A 19,339-nucleotide genomic window follows, 5' to 3' on the forward strand; every position below is an offset into this window, starting at 1 on the left:
CGAATCGGGAAAAGGCGCTCAAACGACGAGAGGGTGCTTGCGATGCATGCAGATGATGCTGCAGCGGCGTTTCATCCGGGGAATGGCTGTTTTCCCCCTTTACGCTGTTAATTTGACCGAATTTGTTCAAAATCATGATTTTCAAGTTGTTAGTTTAAGGGTATTTACCCTTTTTCCTTCCATACGAAACGAGCTGAAAGCCAAGAAGTGATGTTCCCGAGAAAACGATGGCAAAGGAGCGAGTGGTATGCCGAATCTGTGGCAGGCGGTCCAAAAAGGAAATACCTCGTCAGGCATCGCGGCGCTGGGCAACGCCGGGCTGGCCGTCTTAAAGGGAGTAGCGGCCTTCTTCAGCGGCAGCGGCGCCATGTTTGCATCCGCAATGCATTCCGTCGCGGATGCTGTGAATCAAGGCTTCGTCTTTGCCGGCAGCGTGCTGGCGGAACGCAAACCGACCAAGCGGTTCCCGACCGGCTTTGGCCGCGTAATCAATATCTTTTGCATGGTAGCCGTGATTGTAGTGACGGTAATGGCATATGAGACGGTGAAGGAGGGCATCCATTTACTGCAGCACCCGGTGCATTCCGGAGGCTTCTGGCTTTCCTTTGTGATCCTGCTGGCGGCCATTGCTGTGGACGGCGGAGTGCTGATCAAGGCGATGCATGAGATCGTCAAGGAGACCCGGGTGGAAGCCCGCGGCCTTGGGGTAATTCCGGCGGCCTTCCGGAATGTGGGACGTGCGGCACCGCCGACCCGGCTTGTGTTCTACGAAGATATCGTGGCAACAAGCGGAGCTGCTCTGGCTCTGGCTGCGATTGTCATTGCCGAGTTCACGCCGCTTAAGATCTTCGACGGCGTCGCTACGATCCTGATCGGTATGCTTATGATGGTCGTCGCGTTCAAGGTCGGCTTCGACAATATGGCCGGTCTCATTGGGGTGGCCGCTCCGGTGGAAGTCGAGACGAAGGTCTCGAAGCTGATCCTCGGTGACCCCGATGTGCGCGATATCAATACGCTTCGGATCATCCAGGAAGGCCGGTTCTACCACGTCGACGGCTATATCGAGCTGCGCCGCGGGCTGGCGCTGGCGGATGCGGATGACATCAAATTCCGGGTGCGGGACAAGCTGCTCGCAGATACCGACATTGCGGATGTAACCTTGGGGATTATCGAAGACAACGGGATTCAGACTTGGAATTTGGAAGAGCTTCAGGATGAGAGCAGGGGCTAGTGTCCCTGCTTTTTTGCCGGCTCTTCATTTTTGTTTGACTTCAGTCGATATATTGAGTATACTAGGTGTTATGCTTTGCAAAAGAAGGAACCTCACATAACCCCTATGAATTGAATCCCCTCGAATTTTAACCCAACTTTCTATGATTCACCGCACATCGAATGAACAATTCTTAAGGATTCCCATGAATGAACAACTGTGGTTGTACTGATTCACACTGGCGCGGTCATCGGAGCCGCAAGGATGGAAGAGAGGTAGGGCTTTCATTGTTTTGGTTTCACAGCATCATGACAGATTCACATGCAAGACCAGGGGTTTAAGGTTCGGCAGGCCGCAGGTTAATAGACGGCCGCACGATATAGGTTCCATACCAGCAGAACATGCATTACACCCATTAGCCTTGACTTTGGCTGCTCGCCAATGGTCGGGGCTTTTGTCGTTGATACAGGCCGGAGAACCCGGCGGCGGCACAGATCACAAACAAACCTCGAAGCACTCTCTTTCGAGCCATTCGGGCGAAGCTCTTCCATTTTCTGCGGGTGCCGGTTCCGCATGGATTAGGGGGAGCCTACCGCATACTAGGGATAAGAAGGGAGATGAGACTATGGCTAAGAACAAAAAGAACCGTTCGAACAACTCCAAAGAGCAGGACATGCACGAGAACAGCAATGGGCAGGCCAATGCTGCGGGAGTGATGGATAAACGGCTGAGCGGACCCAACCGCCCGGCTGAATAAGGAGGCACGCTCCGTGACGACCCCTAACCGCCCCGGGGGACATGACCCCGAGGGTTACAACCATGTCAATACCGACATAGAGTACAACGCCAAAAATGACCCGGCGCTCGATCCCTTCGAAATCGAGTTCAAGCCGGAATACCAGGCTGGCCGCGGCCCCCGGGAAGCCTTCGTCAACGAACACGGGGTGCTGATCGGCGACCACGACTATACCTCCGAGAATTCGCCGCTGGAGCAGTGGAGCAAGGATACCGACCCGGCGGTCATGTCGGGGGACGAGTGGGTCCACCCGTACAAGGACGTCGGCTTCCAGACGGCGGAGAACCGGGATATCTTCGAACGCGGCATTCCGCCCAAGGCGGACCGGTTCATGCATCCCGATAAGGACGTCGCCTACGATGCATTCCAGCCTGGGGAAGCAGACCCGCGGCGCAGCGAAGGGAACGACTAGCCCCGGGTGCATTGTCCGCTGCAGGCGTAAGCACCTGCAGCCCTTTGCTTTCCCGATGACCCGATGTATAATAGGACATAACACAAATGTCCCTTTGCGGAACATGGGATCGAAGGAGTGAGCAAACAATGTCCATGTCGTTTGAAAGATACATGATGGATATGGTGCAGCCGATGAGAGATGAGCTGACGCGCATCGGCGTCCAGGAGCTTCGCACCCCTGAGGAAGTGGCGGAAGCGCTTGAGAACATGAAGGGCACGGCACTGGTTGTCGTGAACTCCGTATGCGGCTGTGCCGCCGGACAATGCCGTCCTGGCGTAGCCAAGGCGCTTCAGCATGAGGTGAAGCCGGATCACCTGTACACGGTCTTCGCGGGCCAGGACAAAGAAGCGACAGCGAAGGCGCGTGAATTCTTCGCGCCGTACCCGCCGTCCTCCCCGTCCATCGCTCTGATGAAAGACGGCGAGCTCGTTCACTTCATTCAGCGCCACCAGGTCGAAGACCGGTCCGCCGAGATGATCGCGAACGACTTGATCGGCGCTTTCGAGACCTACTGCAAATAAGTGCGCAGCGCTCCCGCCGGATCCCTGACAGGATCCCGGGAGTTTTTTTGTGGTAAGGGACCCTGCCCCGCCGGGCCTGTTTCAGAAAGTGCGGAGCCGTTTAACCTATGAAGAGAATCGTGATATACTGTAAGGAAACTTGACAGCGGGAATACATAGCGCGTGCAACCGGACTTCAGGAGAGCCCGCTCGTCACGGAGATTAGGACAAAGAGAGGTGCTCGCGATGAGTTTGCAGCAGGAGATTATTGCCAAGCTGGGCGTGAAGCCCGAGATTAATGTGCAGGAAGAAATCCGCCGGCGGGTGGACTTTCTGAAGGAGTATGTCCTGAAAGCGGGAGTGGACGGGCTCCTCATCGCCATCAGCGGGGGGATCGACAGCGCCGTGGCGACGGGGCTGTGCAAGCGTGCAACCGACGAGCTGACCGAAGAGAAGGGCCGCGAGTACAAGACGCTCGGCGTCTTCCAGCCTTACGGCACCCAGGAGGATATTGCCGACAGCTACGCTACGGCGGAAGCCTTCAACCTGAAGTACAAGGTCGAGACGAACATCGAAGAAGCGGTGAACGAGATTGCCCTGGAGACCGAGCATGCGCTCAAATCCATCGGCGTCCACCAGCATGTCAGCCGCGGGGGCAAGGGGAACATCAAGGCCCGTACGCGGATGGTCGTGCAGTATGCTCTGGCTTTCGATCTGAATCTGCTGGTCGTAGGTACTGATCACGCGTCCGAGGCCATTACCGGCTTCTTCACGAAGTGGGGAGACGGAGCCGTCGACATTACGCCGCTCAGCACGCTGAACAAGCGTCAGGTGCGTGCGCTGGCCCGTGAACTCGGCGTGCCCGCGAGCGTGTTGGACAAGGCGCCTACGGCGGGACTGTGGGAAGGCCAGACCGACGAGAAAGAGCTGGGTATTACTTACGAGGATAACAGCGATTATCTCGAAGGAAAGCAGATTCCGGATGAAGTCCGGGAGAAGCTCGAGAAGCACTATTTACGGACCGAGCATAAGCGTACCGATATTCCGGGGATCTGATCCGCTGCCCGGCTAAGGCTCATTTTGTGCATGGCATATACAAAAAAGAACGGCCCTCTCCAGACTTGGAAGAGGGCTGTTTGTATTAGCGAAGAAGTTACTTCATCCCGGCATTGCTCTGTAGGCGCTTTGCGATCTGAAGGAAGTCCTCGGCGGAGATGCCGGGGGCGAACTCTTCGGGCACCTCCGGCAGGTCGGGGATCGGTGCGCCCGGAGGCGAGCCGAAAACCGTCTCGAGCGGCGACCCGTCTTCGGGATGCTGTCCCTTCCAGATCAAAGCGATGTCGCGGTAATCGTCCGGCGAGAAGGTGTAGAGCCTGCGGTGCTCGCCGATCGCCTCGAATTTGCGGGCCTCGTCGAAGTACTTGTTCTCGAGGTTCGGGATCGGAAGCATCTTGGTCACATCCACACCGGTCGCCACCTCCAGGGCCTTGGCATAGGCGATGATATGTACACCCCCGCGGACAAGCAGATAGCCGATCATATGCCGGGCCGTCGGATGGTCGGTCATCTCGTAGACCCGCATCTTGTGGGTTCTGGCGCCGCACTCAAGGAAAAAGTTATGGAGCAGATCGAGTACCAGGTTGCCGCTGTTAAAAACGTTATCGCCGACCCAGGGACGTCCTTGAGAGTCCGCGACATAGGCCGTCTGCGCGTTCGGGATAAAGTGCAGGCTGTAGCGTTTGTCCTTGGCATTGCGCATAGGTCCGATATCCGGGTCGCCGGGATACGTATCGCGTCTCTCGCCGGTCAGCACCATATTGATGGTATGGGAGACGAGCTCTACGTGGCCGAACTCCTCGGCGGTAATGCTGGCGACGAGATCATAGAACGGCTTCAGCTTCTTTTTGCCGCGGAAATTGTGGGATTGAAACATATAGTTGTTCAGCGTCGACATCTCGCCGAATTTGCCCCCGAGCAGCTCCTGTACGGCAGACGCCGCATTGGGGTCGGAGTAAGGGGACTTCGGCAGTTCAATTTGCAGCTTGTTATGACGGGTGATCATGATGTTATCCCTCCCTGGCCTGATGGGCTCCACTTCACGAATATGTCGGACGGGAGGGAAATATGACGGACAACCAGGGGGGGCGGAACCCCTTGGGACGTACTTAGCGGCTTATCCGCTGCAGCACCTTCTCCGTACGGCCGAGAATGTCGTCGATCTGCGCTGCCGTCGTGCAGAGCGGCAGCCAGTAGTAGATCGTATCACCCAGGGGACGGAGGAACAGGCCCTCCTGCAGTCCCTCTTCGTAGACCCGGAAGCCGATGCGCTCTTCCCAAGGATAGCGCTCTCCCGAGTCCCGGTCCCGATACAGCTCGAAGGCGGCCACCATCCCGAGACCGCGGAGGTGAGCGACGCCCGGATAGGCGGCCAGCCGGGAGGCGGCCTGCTGCAGGTGCGAAGCCGAGGCTACGGCCTGCTCAAGAACGCCTTCTTCATCGAAGATCCGCAGGGATTCAAGGGCGACGGCGCAGGCAAGCGGGTTGCCGGTGAAGCTGTGGCCGTGCGTGAACGTCTTGAGCTTGGTGTAATCGTCGTAGAAGGCATCGTAGATGCCGTCGGTGGTCATGGTGACGGAGAGTGGAAGCATGCCGGCCGTCAGGCCCTTGGAGAGGCACAGGAAGTCGGGCGAGACCCCCGCATGCTCGCAGGCGAACATGCGCCCGGTCCGGCCGAAGCCGACCGCCACCTCGTCGGCGATAAGGTGCACGCCGTACTGCGTGCACAGCTCGCGCAGGCCCCGGACATAGGAGGCCGGGTGGAGGATCATCCCGCCGGCCGCCTGGATCATCGGCTCGACGATAAGCGCCGCAATCTCGCCGGCGGAAGCCTCGAAGAGGCGTCTTACCGCCTCCAGGGCTTCAGCGGCCGCGGCTTCCGCATCGCCGTCCTGCCGTCCGCGGGGATCGGGCGACGGCACCTTGTGTGCCCCGAAGAGCAGCGGCCGGAAGACGGAGTGGTACTGGTCCACGCCGCCGACGCTGACCGCTCCGATCGTATCCCCGTGATAGCTGTGCTCGACGAAGGCGAATGTCGTCTTGGCGGGACAGCCGGTCTGCTGCCAGAACTGGAAGGACATCTTCAGCGCCACTTCCACCGCCGTGGAGCCGTTGTCGGAGTAGAAGACCTTCGTCAGCCCGTCCGGGGTGAGCCCCGCCAGCCGCTCGGCCAGTTCGATGCCGGGGGCGTGCGTGAGGCCTGCGAACATGACATGGTCCATCTGCGTCATCTGCCGGTTCACCGCTTCGCGGATCCGGGGATGCGCATGGCCGTGAACGTTCACCCACCAGGAAGAGTTCGTGTCGTAGTAGGCCTTCCCGTCCGCATCGTACAGGAAGACGCCCTCGGCCCGCTCGATCAGCACCGGGTCCCTCTCGGCATAATCCTTCATCTGGGTGAACGGATGCCACACATAGCGGCGGTCGGCTTCCAGCAGCCGCTGTTTTTCTCTTTGCTCCATGCTTTTCCAGTCCTCCTTGAACTCACTCGCAAGATCCGATACGATGAATGCAATCCTCATTGTACCAAAAGAGTGAAAAGAAAGGACCTTATTCCATGATCATCGGCATTGGAACAGATCTTCTGGAGATCGCCCGCGTGCAGGCGATCCTCGAGCAGCCGTCCGGCGAGCGGTTCCTGCAGCGCGTCCTCACGCCGGCGGAGCGGGAGCTGGCCGCAGGACGCGGCGGCAGGCTGGCCGAGTTCACCGCCGGGCGCTTCGCGGCGAAGGAAGCGGTCGTGAAGGCGCTGGGCTGCGGCATCGGCCGGGAGGTGGGCTTCGGCGACATCGAGGTGCTCCCGGACGCCAAGGGCAAGCCCCACTGCCGGCTGTCCGAGGCCTCGCTGGGGCGCCTGGCCGCCGAAGGCACCGAGGTGCGCGGCCTGATCGTGCACCTCAGCATCACGCACAGCGAGACGTCGGCCATGGCCTACGCGATGGCCGAGCTGAGGGCGTAGCCGTGCTGGCAGAGGCATCGCCCGTGAAGCGGGGGCCCGGGTCTCCTGCGGGCCGCCGCACCTACTCTTCGGCCAAGATCGGCACGCGGACCTCAAAGAACCTCCCCATCCAGGACGGACAGGGAGGTTCTTTGAGGCGTGCACATAAGATCGGCCGTTACTTCTTGCCGGCCAGCCAAGCGGACAGGCCTTCGATTTCTTCGGCGCTCAGCTTGTCCTGAAAGCCGGGCATGCCGCCGCCGCCGCGTGCGATCTGCGCGGAGATCTGCTCCTTGCTGAGCCTTCCGCCGACCTGCTGGAGGTTGGTGCTTGGTCCGACTTTGCCCTCGAGCGCGTTCCCGTGGCAGGAGAGGCACCGCTGCTTGTACAGCGCCTGAAGAGGCTCGGAAGCGCCCTCCATGGCTTTGGCCGCTGCGGCGGTGTCGGCCGCGTTCTTGCCGCCGCCGAACGGCTCAGGGCTGTTCTTGGGCCCGCAGGCCGCAAGCATGGCGGCCGCAGCGCCGATCAGCAGCACGGCCTGAATGGTCTTCTTGATTGTCATTGGTATCGCATCCCCCTTGTCCATAAACGAAGCAGGCCTGCCACCGCCATCAGGGACAAGCCGCCGAGGCCGGACACCAGAATGGGGGCGAAGCCGAGATACTTCCACGCGGTTACCGCGGTGAGAGCCAGCATCCATACGCCCAGCACCGTCAGCGGCCAGCCGAGCCGCCTGCCGAGCACGAGATAGGCGGATGCCAGCACGAAGCCGGGCAGCAGGGCGCTGTCGTCAGGCGTCAGTCCCCACAGACTCATCCGGGAGGCAGCAAGGTACAGGGCGGCCAGCCCCAGAACTACGGCTAGGCTCCGGACCAGCGGGGCAGGCAGCAGCGGTGCCGGCACGCCGGCAGGGAGCCTGCGGCGCAGTCTTTCCCACAGCAGCAGGCCAAGGGAGACGAGCAGCGCCGACAGGAATAGTCCCATCGGCATCCGGCCTGCGTCCCTCCAAGGCTCCGTGAACCGCAGTCCCGCATTCACAGCCCGTTCCGCCCCCCAGACCAGCAGCCATGGGGCGAATGAGGCTGCAGCCAGACGATGGCGGTCCCGCAGGGCGGAACGCAGGGCAGGACCCGAAGCGCTCCTCGCGATCAGATCTCCTTGTTTCATAAGGGCCACCTCATTTCATCACGGCTCATGCTTCTCTGTATAGGTAGCGTACACTTTCCTTCATCGCAAAGTCAAACCCGCTTCCGCCCTCAGGGGGTGGGGAAGAATCGGTGCTTTTGGGCGTAGGCTCGGGGCGATTCGCCGGTCACTTTCTTGAAGATGCGCGAAAAATAGAACTCATCCGTATACCCTACGCTGCCCGCGATGGACTTCAGCCGGTAATCGGAGAGAACGAGGAGCTCCTTGGCCCTGTCGACCCGCAGGTGGGTCAGGTAATCGATCGGGCTGTAGCCGATGTATTTCTTGAAGAGGCGGGAATAATGGCTGACGCTGAGTCCGGCCATCTGGGCCAGCGCCTCTAGGGTGAGCGGCTCCTGGTAATGCCCGATCATATAGTCCTGGGTGAGCTCGATCGCTGCCGTCGTATCCCCGGCGATCTTCTGTGCCCGGAAGTCTGCCACGAGTGTCAGGAAGAAGTCCTGGAGCACGATCTTGCGGCGCATCGCAGTCATATGCCCCCGGCGCTTCCACAGAAGGTCGAGCTGCTCCATCTGGTAGATGAGCTGCGGCGTGTTCGTTACCGTATACATTCCCTCGAGCGGGAACTTGGATTCGGCGGCATTCCTGTAAATCCACTGTTCCTTCTCCTCGTAACATTCCGTATAATGAAAGCGGAGAAAGTAATATTCGAGCGGCTGCTCGGGATCGGTCGTCCGTTCCACGATCATGCCGGGCGTGAAGCAGAACAGCTTGCCGGGCTCGGCCGGGTAATGGGTGCCGCCGATGGTGAAGGTGCCCCTGCCTTTGATGATGAGCCAGACGGAATGATATTTAATCGACCGGGATTTCTGATGCCAGTGGCTCTCGCACTTCTGGTGGCCGACGAGCAGGATCGACACGACCAGCTTGTTCAGGCGCGCGGCCAGTTCTCCGGGAGTCAGCATCGGCAGTCCTCTTTTCGCTTCGGATTTGCTACTCTCCATTATAGCCTGACAACGTGTGCAAAGCGAAGGAGAACTCATGTACAGTACAGAACAAAAGCATTATTTCTCGGAAGAGCTGCTGTCGTGGTACCGCCGGCACAAGCGCGATCTGCCCTGGCGCCGCAGCCGCAATCCGTATCATATCTGGATCTCGGAGATCATGCTGCAGCAGACGAGAGTCGAGACCGTCATCCCTTATTTTCATAGATTCGTGGACAAATTCCCGACCGTGGAGGCACTCGCCGATGCGCCGGAGGACGAGGTGCTGAAGGCCTGGGAGGGCCTCGGCTATTATTCGCGCGCCCGCAATCTGCAGAGCGCCGTCCGGGAAGTGCAGGAGCGCTACGGAGGCGTCGTACCGGATACGAAGGAGGAAGTGTTCGCGCTGAAGGGGGTCGGCCCGTATACGGCGGGCGCCATTCTCAGCATTGCTTACAACAAGCCGGAGCCTGCGGTGGACGGCAATGTCATGCGCGTGCTCTCGCGCTACTTCCTGATCGAAGAGGACATTATGAAGGGGAGTACCCGGGTCCTGATGGAAAAGCTGGCCAAAGAGCTCATCCCCGAAGGAGCGGCCGGCGATTTCAACCAGGCCCTCATGGAGCTCGGCGCTATGGTCTGTACACCGAAGTCGCCGCACTGCCTGACCTGTCCGGTCATGCTGCACTGCTCCGGCCGGGCCGCAGGCATGGAGGCGGAGCTGCCGGTGAAGAAGAAGGCGAAGCCGCCCCGGCCGGAGAGCCGGTATGTCGCGCTGCTCGAGGGCACGGGCGGGCAGGCGGGCCGCGTGCTGATCCGCCAGCGTCCGGCGGAGGGGCTGCTCGCGCGGATGTGGGAGCTGCCCCATACGCTGGCGCCTGCGGTGGAAGCGGCAGGTAGAGGCACAGCGCAGGAGGCGGACCCGGCTCCTGCGCACAAGGCGCTGGCGGAGCATCTGGCGGCAGACGGGCTGGGCCTCGGGGAGCTGCGGTGGTTTATGCCGGCCGAGCACACCTTCAGCCATATTCACTGGGAGCTGGACGTCTTCCTCGGCACGCTGGACAACCCGTCGCTGCTTCCCGAAGCCTCGGCGCCGCTGCCGTCCCACTACCGCTGGATCTCCCGGGAAGAGATGGAGCAGTATGCTTTTCCGAATGTGTTCCTGCGCATCCTGAAGGCTTACTTCAAGGAGCGGCAGGGCCGCCCTTCCCATGGCTGATCCGGTCCACGGGAAGCCCGAAGCGCAAAAAACCTCCGACTCTCGGGTAGAGAGCCGGAGGTTTTTTGCGGCCGGTATTCCCTGTGGGTGAGGGAGCTAATAGATCAGTTTGGCCATCCGTTCGGGATCCTTGACCATAATGTATTTCTTGTCAATGGTGATGATGTCGTCCTCTTGAAGCTCCTGCAGCACCTTCGTGACCGACTCGCGCACCGTGCCGACCATGTTGGCCAGCTGCTGGTGGGTGAGCTTCATGTTGATGAGATGCCCGCTTGAGCGCTGAAGGCCGTGTTCTTCCGCGAGCTGGGAGATCACCTTGATTGTCCGTGTCCGCACATCGAGGAAGGTAAGATTGTAGATCTGTTCGTTGGCTTTGCGCAGCCGTTCCATCGTGACTTCAAGCAGTCTCATGCACAGCTTGGGGCTGTGTTCCATGAAGCTGGCAAAGTCCGAGCGCATCAAGGTGTAGATCGAGCAGGCTTCCAGGGTTTCGGCTGCGGCGGAGCGCTGGAGCCCCTTCTGGATCAGCGACATCTCCCCGAAGAAATCCCCCTGGCGGAACAGGGAAAGAATGATCTCCTTGTAATTGTCGATCCGGTAGATCTTGACGACGCCGCTGCCGATCAGATAGAATTCTTCCCCGAGGTCTCCTTCCAGGAAGAGAATGGTCCCCTTCTTGTATTTGCGCTCCTGGAAGAGCGGGGCGACCGATTCCAGCTCCGTGACGGACAGGTCTTGGAACAGGGGGACGTGCTGCAGAAGAGATATCAGATTGCTCATAAGATGGCTTCACTCTTTTCCGGTCATTCTTCAATTGATGAAGAGAATACTAAGATTATATCGGTCCTGGTGTCATGCGGCCAGAATTTCTTTCCTTACTATAGAAAATTTTATAATCATGTTGGCGGGCCTGCCCGCCCAAGGAGCTGATCGTATTGGATCCCGTACTGCTCTTGTCATTCACGGCGGTTGCCGTCTTGTTAACCCTCGCTCCGGGCCCCGACCTGCTGTTCGTGATCGCCCAGAGTCTGGCGAACGGCCGGAAGGCCGGCATCATCACCGGTCTCGGACTGAGCACCGGAGTGGTGGCCCACACCTTTGCTGCGGCCGTCGGCCTTTCGGCCCTGCTGTATAATTCCCTCATCCTCTTCCAACTGGTGAAGTACGCCGGAGCGGCCTATCTGCTCTATCTGGCATGGATGGCATGGAGGGAAGGGGCAGGGGCCGCAGGGCTGGCCAGTCCGCCCCTTCAGCCGGCCGGGGCGCTGTACCGCAGGGGCATTCTCATGAATGTGCTCAACCCGAAGGTGTCGCTGTTCTTTCTCGCGCTGCTTCCGCAGTTTGTGTCGGCGCAGGGCGGGGAGCCGGCCGTTCAGATGGTCGTCCTCGGCGCGGTCTTCATGGTGCAGGCCATGCTGATCTTCACGCTTGTGTCTCTGTGTGCAGGGGGGCTGGCCGACAAACTGACCGGCGGCAGAGGCATGCCGACCTGGATTCACAAGGCCAAGGCGCTGCTGTATGCGGCCATTGGGCTGCGGCTGGTCTTTTCGGAACGCTGAAGCTGCGGTAATACGAATCCGACTCTGATCTCAATCCGATGGGGCGCGTGATCATGCCGGTCTTTCCGGCTGCCGCCCCATCGTGTTTTTCTGTACAAAAAAAGCTCACCGTCCAAGGAGAACGGTGAGCTTTTGCTGTTATCACAATGCTTACTTCGCTGCCGCTTCGTAACGCTTGCCAACTTCTTCCCAGTTGACAACGTTCCAGAATGCTGCGATGTAGTCAGGGCGCTTGTTCTGGTATTTCAGGTAGTAAGCGTGCTCCCATACGTCCAGACCGAGAACAGGCGTTTCGCCTTCCATGATCGGGCTGTCCTGGTTAGGCAGGGAAGCTACTTTGAGCTTGCCGTCTTTGGTTACGGACAGGAATGCCCAGCCGGAACCGAAACGTGTCGTAGCCGCTTTCGCGAAATCTTCCTTGAACTTGTCGAAACCGCCGAGCTCCGCGTTGATCGCATCAGCAAGCTTGCCGCTTGGTGCGCCGCCGCCGTTCGGTCCGATCGTTTCCCAGAAGAGGGAGTGGTTCGCATGGCCGCCGCCGTTGTTGCGAACAGCAGTACGGATGCCTTCCGGCAGAGCGTCGAGGTTCGAGATCAGCTCTTCCACGCTTTTGGATTGAAGATCGGCGTGAGCTTCCAGCGCTGCGTTCAGGTTTGTTACGTAAGTGTTGTGGTGACGATCGTGGTGAATCATCATCGTCATTTCGTCAATGTGGGGCTCAAGTGCGTTGTTCGCATAAGGCAGTGCAGGTAATTGATGTGCCATCTTCTAATCTACCTCCCGCAAAGTATAAGTTTTCCAAGATCCATTATCGCCTATATTCCATATAAAATCAACATATATGTATGTTAAGTGTTGGCGAAGCCATAAGAAGGGACGGAATGCAGCCCCTAATATCCGCTGCGCTTCTCGATCTCGTGAATGATTTGTCCGAGCATGGCGGTTCCCTGGGCGTTGAGCCACGGCGACAGGTCGCTCATGACCCGCTGGTGGTAGTGAAGCTCCTCGGATGTCCATTCTCCCGTTTTGCGGTCGTTGAGCTCATGGATACGGCGGATGTCATCGGTCATGGGAGGCACCTCCTTTCGGTACAGAATGGGGACAGTACCGGATTATTCTAACTCCGGCCGCCGGCTTTTATGCAGACCGGCAAGGGCCGGCCTGTCAGCTGGAGGAGCCTGAGCTTGTACTGCCGATTCCGCCGCGGGAGCCTGAGGAGCCGGAGCCGCCTCCGGGTGAGGAGCCGGGGCTTCCGGAAGAGGAGCTTATCGAGCTGGAGCCTGACGATCCGCTCTTGGGGGGGACCGGCGTGCCGGCTGAGCCCGCCTTTGCCGCTGTACCCGCATCGGCTGCGCTCCCGGTACTGCCGGCTCCGGCGGTGCCGGAGGTATCGGCACCCGCGGTGTTCCCGGAGCTTCCGGGAGCGGTTCCTTTCTGAGCGGCTGGTGGTGCCGGGGCCGGGGTAGAGCGGCTTTCGGCCGCCGAGCCTCCCGCGGCATCCCCGCTCTTGGTGAACGTTCCGGCCCGCTTGGTAGTTTCGGGCGCGGCCGCTGGCGGCGCAGGGGCTTTGCTCTCTGAATTGCTCCCGGTAGTCGGCTTGGCCGGCTGAAAGGGGGGACTGCCCGGCCCCGCCAGGCCTCCGGAGCTGCGGCGGTAATAAGGTACGGCACCTCCGTAGAAGAGGGCCGCCTCCGCCGGGTCGATCGAGCCGCTCCCGTCATCGCAGCTGCGGTTTTGGTCCGCATCGGCACAGGCGTCATCGGGCGGTACGGGCGCGGAAGATACCCGAGCTTCCGGCGTACGGTTGCCGGCCGGTGAAGGATAGGACGGCTGAGGGCTTCCGCCGGAGCTGACCGGGGAACAGCCGGCTGCCGCCGTTAGTGCTGCTGCAACGAATAGAGGAAGCAGTTTGGGCTGGCGCCGTGCATACCGTAAAGATACCGGAGATGTCATTTCGTTCGCCCCCTTGAAGTAGGTTTATGATTCTATATACGCAGGACGATGCACCATGTTCCATATTTTTACATAATATGACTCCGCCTTCCCTCGATTCTAAAACTTTGCTGAAATCATCCGGGAATCATTGCCAAGCGCTCCCAATTCAATTTATACTACTCTATGGAAACTTTTAGTAGAGTTACTTTGCGTTTGGAAGATTGGGTTGAGAAGATAGATGAAGGAGGAGCCGCTATGGATTGGCCCAAACCAAGGCTGGCCTGCGCCGGATTGGCGGCAGCCCTCGTATTATCGCCGTTGTTGTCGTGCGCAGCCGACGCAGCGGCCGGGACGGGATCAGCGGAACCGGCACCGGCCCGGGAGTCCGAACCGCTCCTTCCGGCGGCAGCCCCGGAGGTCGTACCGGGCAAGGTGCTGGTGAAGTACAAGAAGACGGCCGAGGCGCCGTCGGGTGCCCGAATGCTGAAGGCGGCGGGCAAAGTCAGCAGCACGGTGACCGTGCCTACACAGGAGCAGGAGAGTGTGCCGGAAGCCGTCGCAAGACTAATGGAGAATCCGGATGTCGAATATGCCGAGCCCGTCTACCGCTTCCACTATACGGATGTGGGGTATCGCCCCGCGGTGCAGGTAGAGAAGGGCGGCCTTCTCGGAGCGGGGAAGGGGAGCGGTACCGGGCTGAAGTCCAAAGCTGCGAACGATTACTACATTGACTACCAGTGGGGCTTGGCCGTCACCGAATTGACCTATGGCTGGGCGAGGGTGCGTGAGAACGCAGACCGGCAGCCGGTGACGATTGCCGTCATCGATTCGGGGGTACGGGCGGATCACGAGGATCTCGCCGGGGTCCTGCTGCGGGGCTACGATGTGAAGAACCGGGATTGGAACCCCGAGGATGAGAACGGCCACGGCACGATGGTGGCGGGGCTTGCCGCCGCCGTAACAGATAACGGGATCGGCATAGCGGGAGCGGCCGGACCGGGACCCGTGCGTATACTGCCCGTGAAGGTGGGCGGCAGCGGACAGACGGATATCGAGAGCTCGGATGTGGCCGAGGGCATCTACTGGGCGGCGGACAACGGAGCCGATGTGATTAATCTGAGCCTTGGGATGCCGGGTGAGGTGCAGGCGGTGAAAGATGCCATTGAATATGCGCTCGGCAAAAAGATCGTCGTCGTGGCCGCTACCGGCAACGACAGCAATCACTGGACCGGAGACGAGCCGGCGAATATGCTGAAGGCGGAGGAGGACACGGGAGAGGAGCAGCCCCGGAGAGCTTACCGCACGTTGTTCCCTGCCAGCATGCCCGGCGTGGTTGCTGTAGGCTCGGTCACCCGTACGGAAGGAGGCGGCCTGACGATTGCCGACTTCTCGAACATCGGCAGGGTCACCGTGGCTGCACCGGGCACCTCCATGTACTCTACCATGCATACCGGTCCGAGTGCGATAGGCATCGGTGACGGCACCTCCTACTCCGCTCCGCTCGCCTCCGGACTGGCGGCCCTGCTCAAGATGCAGGACCCGGACCTCACCTCCGCTGATGTGGAACGGATTTTGTACCACACGGGCCGTAAGCTTGAGCCGCCGAATTCCAGGTCCGGCGGTGCCTACTCCGCCTCGGTTTACTATGGCGGGGGCCTTCTGAATGGGGCCGAAGCCTTCACGCGGCCCCGCCTGAGCTTGACCGCCACGCGGACGCCCGCGGGAACGACGGGCCAGCCGATGCTTCAAGTGAAGCTGAAGGCGGAGGATGACACCGGCCGGGAAGTCGAAGGGGACCTGAGCCAGGTCCGGGTGACCCTTACAAGCAGAGCCGGTGAGGGCCAGACGGTGACGCGGGATGTGTACCTCGGCCGTACCCTGGAAGAACGGATACCGGAGGAGGACGTCTACCGGCTGGAGCTGCAGGCCAAGCTGCCGGAGGAGCTGGAAGGCCGGTATGTGCCTCCGGGGCCGGTCGTTCTTATGAAGCGTCCGGGTGCACCGGAAGCTTCTCCGGCTGCAGGCAGCTACACCTCCAAACAGACTGTGGAATTGAAGACGGCGACCGCCGGGGCGAAGCTCGTCTACGGATTCGCGGGGAGCACCGCCGTCTATGATTATACGGGTCCGATTACCTTGGATGAGACCCGGACGCTCGTCACCTACGCGGTCAAGAACGGCATAGCGAGCGAGCCCCGCAGCTATAAATACACCATCGGCAGAGGAGGATCGCCTTCAGGCTCCGTCGGAGGCGTGATCCCTTCGGCCGGCGGCGCCTCCCCTCCGGCGCCCGCTCCTGTTACGGTAGCCCCTCCCAAGGAGGAGTTGAAGGAGAGGATCGCTTCGGCCCAAGGAGCTCCGGTCACCGTGGATGTGACGGATAAAGGCTCGGGCGGCTGGGTGTTCGAACTGGCGGGAGAGGTATGGAACCTGGCCAAGACGTCCGGAACGAAGCTGATCATCCAGGGGGATGGGCTGAGCTTCACCGTACCGCCGGGAGCCATCGAAGTGGCGGACGACATCCCGGTGAAGCTGAGCGCGATTTCGGCGGCGGAGGCTCCGGGAAGGCCGGAATATGCCGAGCTCGCTTCTCCAGTCTATAAGCTGAGACTGGAGGCTGGAGAGCAGGAAATCGGCGTGTTCCGAAAACCGGTGCTGCTCACCGTCGGTTATGACGGCGGGAAGATCACGGACCCGAACCGCTCCGGGGTGTACCGGTATGATGAAGGGACGGGGAAGTGGAGCTATGCCGGCGGACGGACGGAGGAGAATCAGTACCAGGTGGAGCTTAAGGGATTCGGCCGGTTTGCCGTAATGCAGTGGAATCGTCACTTCGCCGATCTCGATGGGCATTGGGCCCGGGAAGCGGTCGAACGGATGGCATCTAAAGGGGTGGCGGAGGGCATGACGGACACGGAGTTTGCTCCCGACACCGAGGTGACAAGAGCCCAGTTTACAGCCCTGCTCGCCCGGGCACTTCGGCTGCCGGAAACCACCGGGGAACTGCCATTCGGCGATGTGCCGGTGGACGCATGGTACCGGCAGACGCTGGTGAATGCGCTGGAGGCCGGGCTGATCAGCGGCGTCAGCGATACGCAGTTTGCCCCGGAAGACCGGATCACCCGTGAGCAGATGGCGCTCATGCTGGTGAATGCCGAGAGCTATGCGGCCGGGCGCCGTAATGGGGCTGTCCTGACATCGGCTGCATCCGCAGCCTTCAGCGACCGGGAACAGATCAGCGCATGGGCGGCGGACGCCGTGACGAAGGCCGCAGGCTTTGGGCTGATGAAGGGAATGCCGGACGGTTCGTTCGGACCGGCAAGACCGGCCTCCAGAGCCCAGGCGGTGACCGTGCTGGGCCGCCTGCTGGATCCGGATGCGCCGTAAGGGGCGAAGCGAGTTCTAGAAGAAGCCGCTTTTCGGGACGAAAGTCCCGGAAAGCGGCTTTTTTGGCGTTGCTCTGAAAAACGGCAAAGTTCGTGAAAACGCTTAATAATAAAGCGTTTTCAGTAGAAAATTAAAAAAATATGAAGATTTTTTGCGATTTCTTAAAGAATAGGCAGGAATTTGGGCCGTTTTGTCGTATTTTACTATAATACCAATCTCAGTGGCGGGGAGAGTTCGACTTATGCTTGTGAGTTCCTATCAGGTTCGCTCGTTTCAATTATCCGATTATGTAGCGGTGACCTGTCTTCTCGAAAGCGTGCTGACGGAAGAATGCTACGAAGAAACGATGGAAGCATTTGCGAGACAGCTGTCTTGGGACAGTGAATTGGTTTTGGTTGCAGAACAAGAAGGGGAGATCGTCGGCATCATTGTCGGCACGATCGATAACCACAACGGATACTATTACCGGATCGCCGTGGAAAGTGAGCATCAGCGCAGAGGCATCGGCCAATCCCTGATCGAATCGCTTCGCCAGCGCTTTATCGGCCGGAAGGTTCGGCGCATTCTCGTTACCGTGGACGTGCATAACGAAGTGGTGCTGCCAGTGTACGAGAAGGCGGGTTACCAAGCCGCCGATTTTTCGCGTGCGCCCCACCGTCTCAGTATAGTAAACGGATAGACCCCACCTGCGGAACTTCAAGAAAGTGATGATATAAGCATAACCGGAAGGCTGCGGCTGTTTCGGGTATGCTTTTTTTGTTGGTAAATGTATAGAATGTGATTTTTGTTGGCAAGGTTCGCCGTCTCTCCCTTGAAAGCGGCACAACATAAGTTTATGCTAGTAGCAAGATTCCTGCGTCCGGGAAATAGGTTTACACGGCATTGGTTCCAAGGACGCATGCAGCAAGCGAGTGCAAGACAGACGGAACGGCACTTTTTTCAGCAAACGCAGAGCACCCCGCCATCTGAAGGCGGTCCGATGCAGAAGGGCAGGCACCTTATGGGAGCATTTCATCCATATTTGATCAAGAGCTTCAAACACGATGGGCACCTGCACCGGATGTGGCTCAAGAACTGGCTCGTTCCGGACGATCTACTGCACGAAACCCATCGGGCCGAGTCCATGTTTGTGCTTATCAACAGCCAGACGAAGATTGTGGAGGCCGATGGCAAGGAGTGGGTCAGCCGCATTCCGGGTATTTCTTTTTTTATTCCGAAAATGTGGTTTAATGTTGTAGCCCTCATCGAGGAACACGGAGTCCGGTACTACTGCAATGTCGCTTCGCCTCCTTACGTAAACAACGGTATTATTACTTATATTGATTATGATCTGGATGTCATCCGGATGCCGGCAGGCGACATTCACGTGGTCGACCAGGACGAATATGAGCAGCATAAGACGCTTTACCATTATTCTTCTATTGTAGACGGGAAGGTGAAGCAGGGGCTGAATGCCCTGCTTGCCAGAGTACGGGCCGGCGAGGCGCCGTTCCAGGACGAATTGGTTATGTTTTATTACGAACGTTGGAAAGAATATGGGGCGGAGGGGTAGGATGGGGCTGCTTCCTGCCAAAGGCATGAAAGAGCAGGAGGAGCGGAAGACGGCGGCTTCCCCGGAAGGGGCTCTCCGGGAGATCTGGGTGTGGATGAAGCTGACTGCCGCCGGACTCCTGTTCGTTGTCTTGATCCACCAGTACTTCTTTCATTTCTCAACCGTACGGGGGATATCCATGGAGCCTACTCTTGAAGACGGGGAGTGGCTCTTCATTAATAAAACAATCCGCTTGGGAGGCGTTCCGCAGCGGGGGGACGTGATTGTCATTAAGCGGACCGGCGACGACGGACAGGAGCCGGCCTTTCTGGTGAAGCGCGTTGTGGCCGTAGGCGGAGATGAAGTGCATATTCGCCGCGGCAGGCTGTATGTGAACGGACAGGCGGTGCCTGAACCTTATACCGACACGCTGATCGAGGACGGCGGATTCGAGCCCTACACGGTGGAAGAGGGCCAATTCTTCGTCATGGGGGATAACCGCCGGCAGTACGCCAGCCATGACAGCCGAAGCTTTGGTCCCGTTTCTCTCGATGAGGTGGTCGGAAGGGTGGAATGGATCCTATGGCCGCTGGACAAATGGCGGGGGTTATAGATGGAAGGAGAG

The 19,339-nt window shown here is 59.5% G+C and carries 22 protein-coding genes; 13 read left to right on the plus strand and 9 right to left on the minus strand.

Annotation, left to right across the window (positions count from 1 at the left end; all coding sequences use genetic code 11):
* Nucleotides 1-46 precede the first annotated feature (46 nt).
* The 6 genes from ACP26L_RS02720 (at nt 47) to nadE (ending at nt 4,016) form a co-directional block, all read left to right on the plus strand.
* Nucleotides 47-211, plus strand: coding sequence for a hypothetical protein (locus tag ACP26L_RS02720; RefSeq protein WP_426450988.1), 165 nt, complete (start codon nt 47-49; stop codon nt 209-211).
* A 36-nt stretch (nt 212-247) separates the two neighbouring features.
* Nucleotides 248-1,231, plus strand: a complete 984-nt coding sequence (locus ACP26L_RS02725; protein ID WP_426450989.1) for a cation diffusion facilitator family transporter — start codon at nt 248-250, stop codon at nt 1,229-1,231.
* 604 nt (nt 1,232-1,835) lie between these two features.
* Complete coding sequence (locus ACP26L_RS02730) at nt 1,836-1,967, plus strand: hypothetical protein (protein WP_426450990.1); 132 nt, start codon at nt 1,836-1,838, stop codon at nt 1,965-1,967.
* A 13-nt stretch (nt 1,968-1,980) separates the two neighbouring features.
* Complete coding sequence (locus ACP26L_RS02735) at nt 1,981-2,418, plus strand: DUF3905 domain-containing protein (RefSeq protein ID WP_426450992.1); 438 nt, start codon at nt 1,981-1,983, stop codon at nt 2,416-2,418.
* Between the two features lie 128 nt (nt 2,419-2,546).
* Complete coding sequence (locus tag ACP26L_RS02740) at nt 2,547-2,981, plus strand: BrxA/BrxB family bacilliredoxin (protein ID WP_426450993.1); 435 nt, start codon at nt 2,547-2,549, stop codon at nt 2,979-2,981.
* Between the two features lie 225 nt (nt 2,982-3,206).
* Nucleotides 3,207-4,016 carry an ammonia-dependent NAD(+) synthetase gene (nadE, locus tag ACP26L_RS02745; RefSeq protein WP_426450994.1) on the plus strand — a complete coding sequence of 270 codons (810 nt, stop codon included), beginning with the start codon at nt 3,207-3,209 and terminating at the stop codon, nt 4,014-4,016.
* A 97-nt stretch (nt 4,017-4,113) separates the two neighbouring features.
* Here the strand turns inward: nadE and ACP26L_RS02750 are convergent, their stop codons facing one another.
* Complete coding sequence (locus tag ACP26L_RS02750) at nt 4,114-5,022, minus strand: manganese catalase family protein (RefSeq protein ID WP_426450995.1); 909 nt, start codon at nt 5,020-5,022, stop codon at nt 4,114-4,116.
* Nucleotides 5,023-5,125: 103 nt separating this feature from the next.
* Nucleotides 5,126-6,478: an adenosylmethionine--8-amino-7-oxononanoate transaminase gene (gene bioA, locus ACP26L_RS02755; protein WP_426450997.1), complete on the minus strand. Its 1,353-nt coding sequence runs from the start codon at nt 6,476-6,478 to the stop codon at nt 5,126-5,128.
* 95 nt (nt 6,479-6,573) lie between these two features.
* Between bioA and acpS the strand changes: the two genes are divergently transcribed.
* Complete coding sequence (gene acpS, locus ACP26L_RS02760) at nt 6,574-6,975, plus strand: holo-ACP synthase (RefSeq protein ID WP_426454797.1); 402 nt, start codon at nt 6,574-6,576, stop codon at nt 6,973-6,975.
* Between the two features lie 157 nt (nt 6,976-7,132).
* On the opposite strand, the gene ACP26L_RS02765 is transcribed toward acpS, so the two are convergent.
* The 3 genes from ACP26L_RS02765 to ACP26L_RS02775 all read right to left on the minus strand — a co-directional run bounded on the left by ACP26L_RS02765 (nt 7,133) and on the right by ACP26L_RS02775 (nt 9,065).
* Nucleotides 7,133-7,516, minus strand: coding sequence for a c-type cytochrome (locus tag ACP26L_RS02765; RefSeq protein ID WP_426450998.1), 384 nt, complete (start codon nt 7,514-7,516; stop codon nt 7,133-7,135).
* Nucleotides 7,513-8,121: a hypothetical protein gene (locus ACP26L_RS02770; protein WP_426450999.1), complete on the minus strand. Its 609-nt coding sequence runs from the start codon at nt 8,119-8,121 to the stop codon at nt 7,513-7,515. The genes ACP26L_RS02765 and ACP26L_RS02770 overlap by 4 nt, the downstream gene beginning before the upstream one ends.
* Before the next feature lie 89 nt (nt 8,122-8,210).
* A complete protein-coding gene (locus ACP26L_RS02775; protein WP_426451000.1) occupies nt 8,211-9,065 on the minus strand; it encodes an AraC family transcriptional regulator in 855 nt (284 codons plus the stop codon).
* A 76-nt stretch (nt 9,066-9,141) separates the two neighbouring features.
* Between ACP26L_RS02775 and mutY the strand changes: the two genes are divergently transcribed.
* Nucleotides 9,142-10,302 carry an A/G-specific adenine glycosylase gene (mutY, locus tag ACP26L_RS02780; protein WP_426451001.1) on the plus strand — a complete coding sequence of 387 codons (1,161 nt, stop codon included), beginning with the start codon at nt 9,142-9,144 and terminating at the stop codon, nt 10,300-10,302.
* A gap of 96 nt (nt 10,303-10,398) precedes the next feature.
* Here the strand turns inward: mutY and ACP26L_RS02785 are convergent, their stop codons facing one another.
* Complete coding sequence (locus ACP26L_RS02785; RefSeq protein ID WP_426451002.1) at nt 10,399-11,082, minus strand: Crp/Fnr family transcriptional regulator; 684 nt, start codon at nt 11,080-11,082, stop codon at nt 10,399-10,401.
* A 155-nt stretch (nt 11,083-11,237) separates the two neighbouring features.
* Between ACP26L_RS02785 and ACP26L_RS02790 the strand changes: the two genes are divergently transcribed.
* Nucleotides 11,238-11,861, plus strand: coding sequence for a LysE family translocator (locus ACP26L_RS02790; RefSeq protein ID WP_426451003.1), 624 nt, complete (start codon nt 11,238-11,240; stop codon nt 11,859-11,861).
* A gap of 150 nt (nt 11,862-12,011) precedes the next feature.
* Here the strand turns inward: ACP26L_RS02790 and ACP26L_RS02795 are convergent, their stop codons facing one another.
* From ACP26L_RS02795 to ACP26L_RS02805, 3 genes are all read right to left on the minus strand, one after another.
* Entirely contained in the window at nt 12,012-12,626 is a 615-nt protein-coding gene (locus ACP26L_RS02795; protein ID WP_013914321.1) for a superoxide dismutase, read from the minus strand.
* Between the two features lie 125 nt (nt 12,627-12,751).
* A complete protein-coding gene (locus tag ACP26L_RS02800) occupies nt 12,752-12,931 on the minus strand; it encodes a hypothetical protein (RefSeq protein ID WP_426451005.1) in 180 nt (59 codons plus the stop codon).
* A gap of 94 nt (nt 12,932-13,025) precedes the next feature.
* Complete coding sequence (locus tag ACP26L_RS02805; RefSeq protein ID WP_426451006.1) at nt 13,026-13,814, minus strand: hypothetical protein; 789 nt, start codon at nt 13,812-13,814, stop codon at nt 13,026-13,028.
* A gap of 237 nt (nt 13,815-14,051) precedes the next feature.
* Between ACP26L_RS02805 and ACP26L_RS02810 the strand changes: the two genes are divergently transcribed.
* The 4 genes from ACP26L_RS02810 (at nt 14,052) to lepB (ending at nt 19,327) form a co-directional block, all read left to right on the plus strand.
* A complete protein-coding gene (locus ACP26L_RS02810) occupies nt 14,052-17,183 on the plus strand; it encodes a S8 family serine peptidase (protein ID WP_426451007.1) in 3,132 nt (1,043 codons plus the stop codon).
* A 241-nt stretch (nt 17,184-17,424) separates the two neighbouring features.
* Complete coding sequence (locus tag ACP26L_RS02815) at nt 17,425-17,862, plus strand: GNAT family N-acetyltransferase (protein ID WP_426451008.1); 438 nt, start codon at nt 17,425-17,427, stop codon at nt 17,860-17,862.
* 321 nt (nt 17,863-18,183) lie between these two features.
* On the plus strand, nt 18,184-18,735 hold the full coding sequence (locus tag ACP26L_RS02820; protein WP_426451009.1) for a DUF402 domain-containing protein: 552 nt from the start codon (nt 18,184-18,186) through the stop codon (nt 18,733-18,735).
* A 1-nt stretch (nt 18,736) separates the two neighbouring features.
* Entirely contained in the window at nt 18,737-19,327 is a 591-nt protein-coding gene (gene lepB / locus ACP26L_RS02825) for a signal peptidase I (protein ID WP_426451011.1), read from the plus strand.
* Nucleotides 19,328-19,339 lie beyond the last annotated feature (12 nt).

Source organism: Paenibacillus sp. S-38 (assembly GCF_049942825.1).
Classification (GTDB): domain Bacteria; phylum Bacillota; class Bacilli; order Paenibacillales; family NBRC-103111; genus Paenibacillus_G.